At 66.0% G+C, this 14,486-nt stretch carries 8 protein-coding genes; 6 read left to right on the top strand and 2 right to left on the bottom strand.

Annotated elements, in window-relative coordinates:
- Positions 1-28 precede the first annotated feature (28 nt).
- Both WKW80_RS25790 and WKW80_RS25795 read left to right on the top strand, forming a co-directional pair.
- Positions 29-5,653: an Ig-like domain-containing protein gene (locus tag WKW80_RS25790; protein WP_340366427.1), complete on the top strand. Its 5,625-nt coding sequence runs from the start codon at positions 29-31 to the stop codon at positions 5,651-5,653.
- Positions 5,654-5,958: 305 nt separating this feature from the next.
- Positions 5,959-7,143: a fumarylacetoacetate hydrolase family protein gene (locus tag WKW80_RS25795; protein WP_340366428.1), complete on the top strand. Its 1,185-nt coding sequence runs from the start codon at positions 5,959-5,961 to the stop codon at positions 7,141-7,143.
- Positions 7,144-7,272: 129 nt separating this feature from the next.
- Here WKW80_RS25795 and WKW80_RS25800 read toward each other — a convergent pair whose 3' ends face one another.
- Entirely contained in the window at positions 7,273-8,454 is a 1,182-nt protein-coding gene (locus WKW80_RS25800) for an MFS transporter (protein ID WP_340366429.1), read from the bottom strand.
- A 255-nt stretch (positions 8,455-8,709) separates the two neighbouring features.
- Positions 8,710-10,254 (bottom strand): YifB family Mg chelatase-like AAA ATPase, encoded by a 1,545-nt coding sequence (locus WKW80_RS25805; protein WP_340366430.1) that lies wholly within the window; start codon positions 10,252-10,254, stop codon positions 8,710-8,712.
- Between the two features lie 226 nt (positions 10,255-10,480).
- On the opposite strand from WKW80_RS25805, the gene WKW80_RS25810 reads away from it, so the two are divergent.
- The 4 genes from WKW80_RS25810 to WKW80_RS25825 all read left to right on the top strand — a co-directional run bounded on the left by WKW80_RS25810 (position 10,481) and on the right by WKW80_RS25825 (position 14,484).
- Positions 10,481-11,374 (top strand): TorF family putative porin, encoded by an 894-nt coding sequence (locus tag WKW80_RS25810; RefSeq protein ID WP_340366431.1) that lies wholly within the window; start codon positions 10,481-10,483, stop codon positions 11,372-11,374.
- Positions 11,375-11,444: 70 nt separating this feature from the next.
- Positions 11,445-11,783: a P-II family nitrogen regulator gene (glnK, locus tag WKW80_RS25815; RefSeq protein WP_057597341.1), complete on the top strand. Its 339-nt coding sequence runs from the start codon at positions 11,445-11,447 to the stop codon at positions 11,781-11,783.
- A 33-nt stretch (positions 11,784-11,816) separates the two neighbouring features.
- Positions 11,817-13,373 carry an ammonium transporter gene (locus tag WKW80_RS25820; RefSeq protein WP_340366432.1) on the top strand — a complete coding sequence of 519 codons (1,557 nt, stop codon included), beginning with the start codon at positions 11,817-11,819 and terminating at the stop codon, positions 13,371-13,373.
- Positions 13,374-13,560: 187 nt separating this feature from the next.
- Positions 13,561-14,484 (top strand): SMP-30/gluconolactonase/LRE family protein, encoded by a 924-nt coding sequence (locus WKW80_RS25825; RefSeq protein WP_340366433.1) that lies wholly within the window; start codon positions 13,561-13,563, stop codon positions 14,482-14,484.
- Positions 14,485-14,486 lie beyond the last annotated feature (2 nt).

The raw sequence follows: 14,486 nt of genomic DNA on the forward strand, positions 1-14,486 counted from the left end.
GTCGCCACTGGCGCAAGGCCTGCACAGCGTGACCGCCGCCTCGGTGGACGCCGTGGGCAACGTCAGTGCACAGAGCCCGGCGCGTACCTTCACCGTGGACACCGCGGCGCCGACTCAGGCCACCGTGATCACGGCGGTCAACGACGACCAGTTGGCAGTGATCGGTGTGGTAGCCCATAACGGCCACACCAACGACCTGACCCCGTCGCTGTCGGGCACCATCTCGGCGCCGCTGGCCAGCGGCGAGCACGTGGAAGTTCTGCGCGATGGCGTGGTGATCGGCACTGCGACGGTGACCGACAAGGATTGGACCTATGCCGACGCCGGCCTGGCCGATGGCCTGACCTACACGTATACCGCACGGGTGGTGGATACGGCGGGCAACCACGGCGCCAACTCCCCTGACTACGCCGTGACGGTCGACACGACCGCACCGACGGCGATTGCGACCATCACCAGCTACGCAGATGATGTGGGCTCGGTGACGAGCCCGACCAGTACGGCCCCCACGACCGACGACACCAAGCCGGTGCTCAACGGCACCATTGCCGGCCCCCTGGGTGCTGGCGAACAGGTCGCGATCTACCGCGACGGCATCAAGCTCGGCAACGCGACCGTGGACGGCACCAACTGGAGTTTCCCGGACAGCGGCCTGATCAACGCCAAGACCTATGTCTACACCGCGTGCGTCGAGGACGCCGCAGGCAACTCGGGAACAGCCTCGCCCGGCTTCTCCATCACCATTGACCGGATGGCGCCGAGCCTGGCACTCGCGGTGGAGATCACCAGCGATGCCGACAACGACGGCATCATCAACGGTACCGAACTCGGCGCCGACGTGGCGGTCAAGATCAAGCTGGGCTCAGGCGCGGAGGCGGGCGACGTCGTCACCGTCACCGACGGCACGACCACCAAGTCCATCTCGCTGGCGGCCGCGGACGTGGACGCAGGCTTCGTAACCACGAGCTTTGCCAACCCGGCCGACGGCGCCACCATCACCGTGACGGCGCACATTTCCGACCCGGCAGGCAACACCTCGGCGGACGCCGTCGACAGCGCCAAGATGCAGGCCAACGGCACCTCGACGCTGGACCCGGCCAATGCCGTGGTCATCACTACCGACGCCGACAACGACGGCATCATCAACGCGGCGGAAAAGGCGGCGGAAGTGGGTGGGCTGGCGGCCGTGCGCATCAACTTCCAGAAGGTGGCGGCAGGCGACGTCGTGACCGTGTCCGACGGCATCACCAGCAAGACCTTCACACTGACGGCAGCGGACGTGAGCGCGGGCTTCGTGACCACCACCTTCGCCAACCCGGCCGAAGGCGGCACCCTCACGATGACGGCCAGCGTCAAGGACAAGTTCGGTAATTCCTCGGTGCCGGCGCAAGACAGTGCCATGCTCGACGCCACGGTGCCGACGGCACCCACGATCGTGACCTTTGCGGACGACGTAGGCACGCGTACGTTCGTCACGCCGGCGCATGGCAGCGTGACCAACGACCAGACACCGACCATCAACGGCACGGGCACCGTGGGCGACACCATCAAGGTGTACGACAACGGCCAGCAGGTTGGATCGACCACGGTGCAGGCCGACGGCAAGTGGAGCTACACGCAGGCCACTTCGTTGACCGACGGCGCGCACAGCTTCACGGTCGTTGCCGCCGACGCGGCCGGCAACCTCAGTGCGGCCAGCCAGCCTTGGGATTTCCTGGTCGACACCGTGGCCCCCAACGTGGGCCTGTCCACCAACACGATCGTCGGCCTGGGCGGCGAGACGGAGGCGGGCGCCACCGTCACCGTCACCAACAAGGCCGGGACCGTCTTCTCCACGGTTGCGGACCAGAACGGCATCTGGAGTCTTGCCCCCAATCCCCTGGCCAACCAGGAAGAGGGCAAGCTGTCGGTGACCGATCCGGCGGGCAATCGCAGCGCGGACATCCTGATCCAGGGCAAGGCGCTGGGCAACTACCAGTTGATCCAGCACTCCGAGCAGATCAACACGACAACCGTAAAAGACCAGGCCAATCCGAGCGTGACCACGCTCAAGGACGGCACCCTGGTCTTCACGTGGCAGAGCGGAGACACAGCCGATGTCTTCATGCAGTTGTACGACCCGACGGGCATCCAAAGGATCGGCGGCGAAAAACTGGTCAACCAGCGCAGCAGCGGAAACCAGGACAGCCCGCAGGTCACCGCGTTGGCCGATGGCGGCTACATCGTGGTCTGGGAGTCGTACGCGGCCGGACCTGACACCAATGGCGACGGCATCATGGCGCGCCGCTACAACGCGGCGGGCGTGGCCGTGACCGACGAATTCGGTGTCAACACCAGCACGGCAGGCGCCCAGCGCCAGCCCAGCGTGATGGCACTCCCCGATGGTGGCTACGTCATCTCCTGGTTCAGCGACCCGGATGCGTCGTTCAACGACCCCATCCTCCAGCAAACCTACAACGCGAACAACCAGAAGGTTGGCTCCGAAACCGTGGTGAGCGCGGGGTCGACGTCCAACGGCGACGAGGGCGCTCCGGAAATGGCGATCTTTACCGACGCTGCGCACGCCGGCATGTACGTGACAGTGTGGACGGGCAGCCAAGGCCCGGCCGACAACAGCTATTCCGGTGTCATCGGGCAGCTGCACAAGGCGGACGGCACGCCGCTGGGCGCGACGTTCCAGGTCAACACCACGACCAGCAACTCCCAGAACTACCCCGACGTGATCACGCTCAAGGACGGCAGTTTCCTGGCCGTCTGGGACACCGACGCCACTGGCAGCGTCGGTTCGGACGTGCGTGCTGCGCACTACACCTTCGACAGCGCGACGGGCGCCGTGAAACTCACGGGCTCCGCCGACTTCCTGGTCAACACCTACGTGCAGGGCAAGCAATACAAGCCCGTGCCCGTAGCGCTGAATGACGGAGGCTACATGTTGATCTGGGGCTCGGACGGCGGCGACGGCAGCGGCTCGGCAATCTATGCGCAGCGCTACGATGCCCGCGACAACAAGCTGGGCCACGAGTTCCTGGTCAATCCCACGACCGACGGCAACCAGGGCGCGGGCTGGGACAACGTCGACCTGCAGCATGTCTTCGATGCGACGCTGATGGCCGACGGCAACATCTACGTCACCTGGCAGACGGACAAGCTCGACGGCAGCGGTTTTGCGGTCGAGGGTACGACGCTGGACATCGACACCGGCTACTACTCGGAATTCATCGTCAACAAGGCGATCGGCGGCGAGCAGAAATATGCGGCCACCACGCACCTGCCCAATGGCGGCTTCGTGACCGTGTGGCAATCCGACACGGGCGACGGCAACAACAAGAGCGTCAAGGGGCAGCTGTTCGATGCCGCGGGCATGCCGGTCGGCAACGAGTTCCTGGTCAACACCACGACCTTCGACTACCAGGGCTATCCCGACGTCGATGTGCTCAAGGATGGCAGCATCCAGGTGGTATGGAGTAACTGGGCGTCAGGTGGCGGCTACAGCATCCGATCGCAGCAGTACACCTACAGCTATGACGCGACGAGCCATGTGAACGGGCTGGCGCCCGTGGGCACCGAGTTCATGGTCAACCTGGACGACAACAAGGACCAACGCGAGGCCAGCATCACCGCGCTCAAGGACGGTGGCTACATGGTCGACTGGATCTCGAACAGCAAGGACGGCAACTGGGAAGTCTATGCGCGCCAGTACGACAACAAGGGCATCCCGGTAACGGGAGAATTGCTGGTCGCCAAGGTGAATGAAAGCTGGGTACCACCCAAGGCCGGCCTCACCACGCTCGCCGATGGGCAAGTGGTCTTCACTTATGAAAAGAATGCAGGCGGCTCCGCTGGCGTGGACTCCTATGTTCGGATCTACGATCCGACCACCCATATCATGAAGGCGGAGTTCCTGGCCAACCAGACCACGGCCAGCACGCAAGGAACACCCACGGTTGCCGCCCTGTCGAATGGCAATTTCATCGTGACCTGGGACTCGTACGACAACACCGGGCTGGACCAGTCGGGTGGGAGCGTCTGGGGCCGGATCTTCGATCCGGCGGGCAAGGCCGTCTCCAACGAATTCATGGTGAATACGTCGACCCCCGGCGATCAGCAGCAGGCGATGGTGGTCGCGCGCCCTGACGGCGGCTTCGTTTCGGTGTTCCTGTCGGCCTCGGATACAGCGCCGGGTGCCGGTACCTTTGGCATCTATGCCCAGTACTTCGACAACACCGGCAAGAAGGTCGGCCAGCAGTTGCAAATCAACCAACTGGTCGTCGGAGACCAGAAGGAGGTCAATGCCACCTTCCTGGACAGCGGCAAGCTCTACGTCACCTGGACCGACTACGGTGCGGGCGATGGCAACGGCTCGGCCATCAAGGGCCGCTTGATCGATCTGGACACGACGCTGGGGCTGAAGCCGCTCGACCCGCCCGGCGAGGGCCTGACCGAGGTCACTTACGTCCCGGCCGTGCCGGTACCCAATGTGGTCGGCAGCGCGGGCCACGACGTGCTCGACGGCCGTGGTTCGACCACGGTGGACGGCGGTGCCGGAGACGACACCATGTTCGTCAACGGCATCGGCTTCGCCAGCGTCAAGGGCGGTGCTGGCACCGACACCCTGGTCTGGGATTCGAACAACGACCTGAACCTGCGATCGATGACCGGCAAGGTCAGCGATATCGAGGTCATCCACTTGGGCAACAACGTGGCGCAGAAGCTCTCGCTGACGCCGAGCGATGTGTTGGCCGTGACCGGTGTGGATGCCAGCGGCAAGCACGTGCTGCACGTGACGGGCGATGCGGGCGATGCCGCCACTGGCGCCCGGGACATCGTGGAGGTCAATCTATCGGCATGGACTGCGAATCCCGCGACCATCGTGGAAAACGGGGTGACGTACCACGTCTACACCGCCGCGGCGGACCCGACCGTGCAACTGATGGTCCAGGACGGGCTGACCGTGCGGGATGCCAATGCGGCAGCAGCGCCAGCGCTTGCCTTCGCGTTGGCCGCGGACCCGACCACCGGCGCTGCCGGAACGGAATACGGTCCTGGCGTCGATGTCTGGACCGATGCCGATGGGCAGCACGTCCTCGACTTCAAGCTGGCCGATTCGACTGCACTGACAGTGGACCTGAGCAACATCGAGGCGCAGAACACGGGTTGGAATACGGTGACGCTCAAGGATATCGAAGGCATCGCCGGCGGTTCGGGAGATGACATGTTCACGGGCAACGGAGGCAACAACTACTTCGATGGCCGCGGTGGCAATGACACCTACAACCTGGGAAGTGGCGGGCATTCCACCATCGCCTTCAAGTTGAACAGCGACAACGCCACGGGTGGAAACGGCACCGATATCGTCAACGGCTTCTCCGTTGGCGCCTACGAGGCTGCGCCGAATGCCGACCGCATCGATATCCACGAGTTGCTGGTGGGTTACACCGCCAGCGCGGAAGGTGCGGCGCATTACGTCAATGGCGTGGCCACGATCGATGCCGGCGAGACCATCGGCGACTATCTGAGCATGAATGGCAACACGCTGATGATCGACCGTGACGGAGCGGGCAGCAATTACACGGCCGTCGCTCTGGCCCAGTTCAACGGCGTGAATGTCGATCTGGCGACGTTGTTGGCCAACCACCAGCTTGTTATCGGGTAGTTGAGTTGGTTCCTTGGAGCGCGCCAGACATCACCGCTATCCCGGTGATGGGAGGTCGCTCCAGGGACCCGACGAGGCCGAAAACGCACTGGACGCGCTCAGGCAGACAGGTGCTGCCGGGACCGTGATTGCGGACGTCAATGTCAAAGTGAACGCGACCGATCTGATACCTTGATCTCGCAACAGTGGCCGGGACAGGGGGCACGGCTTTGCCTGTGCATCCCGTAGGATCGCGCCAGGCGGCGCCACCAGCAATGCTGGCGGCGCCGCTTTTTTTTGCATGCGCGCATCCTACGGAGTCCTCAATGAACGCGACACTCTCGCCCGCACAAACCCTCCCGCGCGACGCCGATCGCGCAACGCTCATCGGCCGAATCTGGCAACCCGATGTCGGGCCGACACCGGTGGCGGTGAACCAGGGTGGCCTGCACGATCTTTCGCGCATCGCACCGACCGTCAGCCAACTGCTGGAATTCCGCGATGTCGCCGCCCGCGTTCGCGCTGCATTGGACGGCGGGCAGGCGCCGCGCATCGCTGCGCTCGACGCCGTTCTGGCCAACAGCGACGAAGCCAGCCGCGATCCTTCAAAGCCGTGGCTGCTCGCGCCCTGCGACCTGCAGGCCGTGAAGGCCAGCGGCGTGACCTTTGTCGCGAGCCTGCTCGAGCGCGTCATCGAGGAGCAGGCGCGTGGCGACGCGGCCAAGGCCGAGTCGATCCGCGCGGGGCTCAGCGACGTGCTCGGCGACAACCTGGCCGGCATCGTGCCCGGCTCGGCGCAGGCCGCGAAGGTCAAGGAGGTGCTGATCGCGCAAGGCGTGTGGTCGCAGTACCTGGAGGTCGGCATCGGCCCCGACGCCGAGATCTTCAGCAAGGCGCCGGTGCTCTCCGCCGTTGGCTTGGGTGCCGACGTGGGGATTCATGCGGGCTCGGTGTGGAACAACCCCGAGCCCGAGGTCGTGCTGGCCGTCGACAGCCGCGGCGAAACACTTGGCGCCGCGCTGGGCAACGACGTCAACTTGCGCGATTTCGAAGGCCGAAGCGCACTGCTGCTCGGCAAGGCCAAGGACAACAACGCCTCGTGCGCCATCGGTCCCTTCATCCGTCTCTTCGACGCGCATTTCGGCATCGAGGACGTGCGCCGCATCACCGTCGGCCTGCAGGTCATCGGGCCGGAAGGCTTCCAGATGGAAGGCTCCAGCTCGCTCTCGAAGATCAGCCGCGATCCGCTCGACCTGGTGGGCCAGGCCATCGGCCGCCACCACGACTATCCCGACGGCCTGATGCTGTTCCTCGGCACCATGTTCGCGCCGACCCAGGACCGGCACGGCCCCGGCCAGGGCTTCACGCACGTGGTGGGCGATCGCGTGATCATCTCCGCGCCGGAACTCGGCGCGCTGGTGAACCGCGTGACGCATTCGCAAGATGCCGCGCGCTGGACCTTCGGCATCGGTGCGCTGATGCGCAACCTCGCCGGCCGCGGACTTTTGTAGGCGCTGGACGCGCAGAAGATGTAGCGGGCAGGGGCAGGGGCAGGGGCAGGGGCAGGGGCAGATGCAGAGGCAGAGGCAGAGGCAGATGCAGATGCAGATGCACAGCGGAGCGGAGCGGAGACGGCGCCGTCAGCGTGCCCGCGCGCGCTGCGCGCCGACCAGCGCCAGCTCCGCCACCAGGCTGGCCGCCAGCAAGACCCACAGCCCGGCCGTATATCCTTGGGCCGGCGTCCACAACAGGCCGAGCATCAGCGGCGCGATGGCGCGGGCGATGGCCATCGGCAGGCCCAGCGCACCGTTCAGCGTGGCCACGTGGTCGCGGTTCACGTATTGCGCGATGGCCGTGCCCTTGACGATGGTGAGCATGCCGTTGCCCATGCCGTAGAGCCCGACGAACAGCAATGCCGCGCCCGCATGGCCGCTGCCGGCCAGCAGCGCCGCGAGGCCCAGCGGGATCAGGCAGGGTATCAGCCGGTTGGCCAGGTGCAGGTCGAAGCGGTGCTCGAAGAAATAGAGCAGTGCGCGGCCGAACACCTGCACGATGCCGATGGTCGCCGGCACAGCGATGGCCCAAGCCTCCGGCAGGCCGCTGCCGCGCAGCAGGCTCACCATGTGCGGCGGCAGTGCGGCGGTCACCGCCATCAGCAGCACGCTGAACACGCCGATCAGCAGGAAGGGCTTGCTGCGCATGTAGTGGGACGCAGGCAGCGGCGTCCGCGCGGCGCCGGGCTGTGACCGCGCCGACGGGCGTGGCGCGCCGCGCAGCACCGTGGCATGCAGCGGCACGCACACCAGCAGGTGGATCGCCGCCAGCACCCACAGCGCATGCCGCCAGCCGAGCGCGTTCACCAGCCATGCGACCAGCGGAATGAACACCGTGCTGGCCAGTCCGCCCAGGAAGGTCAGCGTGATGATCGCGCGGCGGAAGTCGTGCGGAAAGCGGCGCGTCACGATCGCGAAGGCCGGGCTGTACAGGGTGGCCGCGAGCGCCGCGCCGAGCACCAGCCACACCGCATAGAAACCGGCCGCGCCCTCTACGAAGCTGTGTGCGAACAGGCCGAGCGCCAGCACGAGTGACCCGACGGTCATCACGGCGCGCTCGTGCCCACGGTCGATCCAGCGGCCGATCGGCCAGGCCATCGCGCCCTCGGCCAGCAGGCCGAGGCTGAAGGCGAGCGACGATTGCGCGCGGCTCAGGCCCAGCGACTGCTCGACCGGCTCCATCAGCAGCGCAAACGCATAGAACACGCTGCCCCAGGTGACGAGCTGACCGACCGACAGCCAGCCCACCATGCGGCGGTCATAGGTCAATGCTCGCCTCCCAGCCGCGCGCCCTGGGTGTCGCCATACCAACCTCCCACCAGCGGCCCGGTGCGGCGGTCCTCGCGAAAGGAGGGCTCATCCATGCGACTTGTCTCTGCGACCTATTCAATGCGACTTGCTCGAGCGATTTATTCAAGCGACTTATGCGTGCGACTTGTGCGTGCGACCTTTGTGTGCGACCTATGCGTGCGACCTATGCGTGCGACCTTTGCGTGCGACTTGTTCATGCGGCGCGCCCCGCGGTCATGCCGCATTGTGTAACGCGCGCCGGTACTGCACCGCCTCCGCCACATGCGCCGCCAGGACCTGCGGCGAGCCGGCCAGGTCGGCGATCGTGCGCGCAACCTTGAGGGCGCGGTGCGTCGAGCGCGCGCTCCAGCCGAGCTTGGTCGCGGCCGTCTGCATGAAGCGCCTGCCGGCGTCGTCGAGGCCCGCATGCAAATCGATCTGCGTCCCGTGCAGCGCCTGGTTCGGCTGGCCTTGCCGTGCGATGGCGCGCTCGCGGGCCGCCTCGGCGCGCTTCCGGATGCCGGGCGTGCCTTCGCCGGGTGGCGCGGTGAGCAACTCGTGGGCCGGGATGGCCGGCACCTCGACGTGCAGGTCGATGCGGTCCAGCAACGGGCCGCTGAGCCTGCCCTGGTAGCGCGCGATCTGGTCCGGCGTGCAGCGGCAGGCCTTGAGCGGCGAGCCCGCAAAGCCGCAGGGGCAGGGGTTCATGGCCGCGATCAACTGGAAGCGCGCCGGGAACTCCGAACGCCTTGCAGCCCGCGAGATGGTGATCGTGCCAGTCTCCAGCGGCTCGCGAAGCGCTTCCAGCGCCGCCCGCTGGAATTCCGGGAACTCATCGAGGAACAGCACGCCGTGGTGCGCCAGCGAGATTTCTCCGGGCCGTGGCGGCGATCCCCCACCGACCAGCGCGACTGCGCTGGCCGAGTGATGCGGCGCGCAAGTCGGCCGCACGCCCCATTTCTCGACGCCGAAGCACCCCGCCAGGCTCGACACTGCCGCGCTCTCCAGCGCCTCGTCGACCGTCATCGGCGGAAGCAGTCCGGCGAAGCGCTGCGCCAGCATCGACTTGCCGGAGCCCGGCGGCCCGACCATCAGCAGGCTGTGGCCGCCCGCGGCTGCGATCTCGAGTGCGCGCTTGGCGGCGCTTTGCCCCTTCACGTCCGCCAGGTCGGGATATTTTTGAATGTGAGCGCAGGCTTCTGGTTTGAGCAGCGCCCACCCGTCTTCGCCAGGTTCGCCTTCCGGTGGCTCGGCGGCGCCTGCCGGCCAGAAGCGCCGGACCACGTCGAGCAGGTGGCGCGCGCCGTACACCTCCGAGCTCGGGACCAGCGCCGCCTCGCGCGCGCTCTCGGTCGGCAGCGCCAGCCTGGTGGCGATGTCCCGGCTGTGCAGGGCCAGCGCCATCGCCAAGGCGCCACGCACCGGTCGCAGATGGCCTGACAGCGACAGTTCGCCCGCAAACTCATGGCCCGCGAGCTGCGCCGCATCGACCTGGCCGCTGGCGGCGAGGATGCCCAGCGCGATCGGCAGATCGAAGCGGCCGGAGTCCTTCGGCAAGTCGGCAGGCGCCAGGTTCACCACGATCTTCTTGTTGTTCGGAAAGTCCAGCCCGGCGTTCTGGATGGCCGAGCGCACGCGCTCGCGCGCCTCCTTCACTTCCACATCGGCCAGCCCGACCAGCGTGAAGCTGGGCAAACCATTGGCCAGATGCACCTCGACCGTGACACTTGCCGCTTCCAGGCCTAGCAAAGCGCGGCTTTGCACCAAAGACAGACTCATATTCACTCCCTCACCAAAATGGTGCACCCAACACCCGATGGTGCATTCTTGTTTTCTTTTCAGTTCAACGGGTTCATCCGCGAAACACTTCCATAAGAATCGCCCGGCCATTTGTGAACGTTTGTGAACGACCCTGAGGGTTATCCAGCACCCCGATCGGCACTTTGGCACGCTCCCTGCTTTGAAGGGGTTCTAACCCTTTCAAATATACGCAGGAGTTTTCTTGATGATGCACCGTAACACTGCCAAGGCTTTGGTTGCACTGGCCGCGACGCTCGCTGCGTCGAGCGCCGCCTTCGCGCAGAGCACCCCAGCGGCAGATTCGGCTGCCGCTGCGCCTGCTGCCCCGGCGCCGGTTGTTTCGCCAATCACGGCGAACGTCTCGTTGACCACCAACTACAAGTTTCGCGGCCAGGATCAGGACATGATCGGCAGCGGTTTCAACAGCCCGGTCAAGACGAGCTGGTTCAAGCCGGCGATCCAGGGTGGCTTCGATTACGCGCATGAAAGCGGCTTCTACGTTGGCAACTGGAACTCCAGCGTCAACTGGCTGCCGGGCAACAGCATCGAGAGCGACTTCTACGGCGGCTACAAGTTCAAGGCGGGCCCGGTCGACCTCGATTTCGGCGTGCTGCAGTACTACTACTCGGGCAATACCGCCGGCAACACGACCGAACTCTACGGCTCGGCCACCTGGTCCGATGAGGCCATCGGCGGGTTCACCGCGAAGTACTCGACCACCGTGTCGAAGGACTACTTCAACTACGCCGGCGCCAAGGCCGGTTCGGGCCTGAAGGGCACCAACACGGGCTACCTGAACCTGTCGTACAGCAAGACAGTGCTGACCAGCCTCACGCTGAAGGCGGCCGTCGGCTACACCTTCATGTCGGCGGACATCCGCAGCCTCGGCTTCAAGAACTACCTGGACTACAACGTGGGCGCCAGCTGGGACTTCGGCGGTGGCCTGGCACTGGCCGGCTCGGTGCAGGGCGCCAACCAGCAGAGCGCCTACGCGGTGCCGAACCACCCTGGCTTCGACCTCGGTTTCGGCCCGATCGGCGCATCGACCTACTCCCCCAACAAGGCGCGCTTCATCGTCACCCTGACGAAGACGCTCTAAATTAAACGAAAGCAGGCCCGGCCCTTGCAGGGGTCGAGCCACCCGAATCTTCCTGAGGAGTAACAGAACCATGAAGCTGGTCACAGCCATCATCAAACCCTTCAAGCTGGACGAGGTGCGCGAAGCGCTCTCGGCGATTGGCGTCCAGGGCATCACCGTGACAGAGGTCAAAGGCTTCGGCCGGCAGAAGGGCCACACCGAGCTGTACCGCGGCGCGGAATACGTGGTCGACTTCCTCCCCAAGGTCAAGATCGAAGCGGCGGTCTCCGACGACCTCGTCGAGCGCGTCATCGAAGCCGTGGAGGGCGCAGCCCGCACCGGCAAGATCGGCGACGGCAAGATCTTTGTCTACAACCTGGAGCAGGTTGTTCGTATCCGTACCGGCGAAACCGGCCGTGAAGCCCTCTGATTTCCAGCACTTCAAGGCACGAAAGAACCCCAAATGAAAAAGTTGCTCGTCTCACTCGCGCTCGGCGTGGGCGTATTGACCGCCAGCCTGTCGGGCTATGCCCAACAGCCCGCCCCAGCAGCGCCAGCCGCCGAAGCCACGGCACCCGCTACCCCCGCAGCCCCCGCCGCGGCGCCGGCCCCTGCCGCGGCCACGCCTGCAGCCCCCGCCGCGGCCGCCGGTGCCGCACCCGCCGACGCCGCTGCGGCACCGGCGGCCGCTCCGACCTTCAACAAGGGCGACACTGCCTGGATGATCGTCGCCACGCTGCTGGTCATCATGATGACCGTGCCCGGCCTGGCCCTGTTCTACGGCGGCCTGGTCCGCAGCAAGAACATGCTGTCGATCCTGATGCAGGTCATGGTCACGTTTTCGCTGATCGTGGTGATCTGGCTGATCTACGGCTACAGCCTTGCGTTTACGGAAGGCAACGCATTCATAGGCGGGTTCGACCGGCTCTTCATGAAGGGGATCTTCGATCCGGCCACGGGCGTCTTTGCGCCGGGCGCGACTTTCAGCAAGGGCGTCTACATCCCCGAACTGCTGTTCGCCGCCTTCCAGGCCACCTTCGCCGGCATCACCTGCACGCTGATCGTGGGTGCCTTTGCAGAGCGTGCCAAGTTCTCGGCCGTGCTGCTGTTCATGGTCATCTGGTTCACCTTCAGCTATGCGCCGATCGCGCACATGGTCTGGTTCTGGATGGGTCCGGACGCCTACACCAGCGCGGCGGTGGTCGATGCGACGAACGCCAAGGCCGGCCTGATCTGGCAATGGGGCGCGCTCGACTTCGCCGGCGGCACCGTGGTGCACATCAACGCGGCCGTTGCCGGCCTGGTCGGTGCAGTCCTGGTCGGCAAGCGCGTCGGCTATGGCAAGGAAGCCTTCACGCCGCATTCGCTGACGCTGACCATGGTTGGTGCATCGCTGCTGTGGGTGGGCTGGTTCGGCTTCAACGCAGGTTCGGCGCTCGAAGCCGGTACCAGTGCGGTGCTCGCCTTCATGAACACCTTCTCCGCCACGGCTGCCGCCGTACTGGCATGGTCCCTCGGTGAAGCGCTGATGAAGGGCAAGGCCTCGATGCTGGGTGCCGCGTCGGGTGCCGTCGCCGGCCTCGTGGCGATCACGCCGGCCGCCGGCAACGTCGGCCTGATGGGGGCACTCGTGGTGGGCTTCGTTGCCGGCTTCGCCTGCCTCTGGGGCGTGCATGGCCTCAAGAAGTTGCTGAAGGCGGACGACTCGCTCGACGTGTTCGGCGTGCACGGCGTGGGTGGTATCACCGGCGCGCTGCTCACCGGCGTGTTCAATACGCAAGCCCTCGGCGGCCCCGGCTTCGTCGGCGACTGGGTCACGGCGACCACCGTGGCCGGCGAGATCGGTCCGCAGGTCTGGATCCAGCTCAAGGCGGTGGTGTTGACCATCGTGTGGTCGGGCGTGGTCTCGTTCATCGCGTACAAGATCGCCGACCTGACGATCGGGCTGCGCGTGACGGAAGAGGAAGAGCGCGAAGGCCTCGACATCACTTCGCACGGCGAGACCGCATATAACAGGTAATCCCCCAGGCTCCGCGGCACTGCGTGCCGCTCCTCCCTCCGCCCTGCCGGGGGCAACACCAGCGGGCCGGCGAAGCCGGTTCCGCGGTGTTTCACGAACGAGCTGCAAGCCACCTTTGGGTGGCTTTTGCTTTTGAAGGCGACTACATCGTGGGGGCGGGGGTTCTTGCCCGCACAATGCCGGGATCATGTGGCAAACGCTTTCCAACTCACAGTGCGAGCTGGGTGAATCGCCGTTCTGGCACCCGGCGGAACGATCACTCTATTGGGTCGATATTCCGGGGCGTGCGGTGCTGCGTACGCGTGGTGACATTGGCGTCGATGTCGCCGTCGAGCGCTGGGCGCTGGCGGAAGAACCGGGGTGCATCGCGCCTGCGAAGCGCGGCGGGCTGGTGATGGCGCTGCGCAGCGGCATCTACCGTGCCAAGGAATGGGGCGGGGCGCTGCAATCGATGGTGGCGGCCGACTACGACACGGCGACGATGCGCTTCAACGACGGCAAATGCGATGCGCTGGGGCGGTTCTGGGCGGGCACTTTGAACGAGCCGAAGACGCAACGCAATGCCACGCTCTACTGCCTCGACGCGCGCGGTGGGCGCACGCCTGTCGTGACGAAGAAGGCCAACGAGGCCCTCACCGCCAACGGGCTCGGCTTTGCGCCGGACGGCGGCACGCTCTATTGGTCCGATACGGGGGCGCATGTCGTTCGCGCGTGGGACTGGGCTGCCGAGGTCAACACGCTCTCGCGCGAACGCGTGTTCCGCCAGTTCGACCTGAAGCCCGACGGGTGGACGTCGGGCAGCGGCGTGGCCTACCAGGGCAGACCCGACGGTGCGACCGTCGACGCGGCGGGCGACTACTGGGCCGCCATGTTCGAAGGCGCGCAACTGTTGCGACTCACGCCGCACGGCGAACAGCGCGAGGCCGTTGCCTTGCCGGTGCAATGTCCGACCATGCCCTGCTTCGGCGGTGACGACTTGCGCACGCTGTTCGTCACCAGCGGGCGCAAGGGCCGGCCCGCGGCCGAGTTGGAGCGCCTGCCGGCATCGGGCTCGGTACTCATGCGGCGCATGGAGGCGCAAGGACTGCCGGTCAGCTTCTTCGACGATTGATC

The sequence above is a fragment of the Variovorax humicola genome (genome assembly GCF_037889915.1).
Classification (GTDB): Bacteria; Pseudomonadota; Gammaproteobacteria; order Burkholderiales; family Burkholderiaceae_C; genus Variovorax; species Variovorax humicola.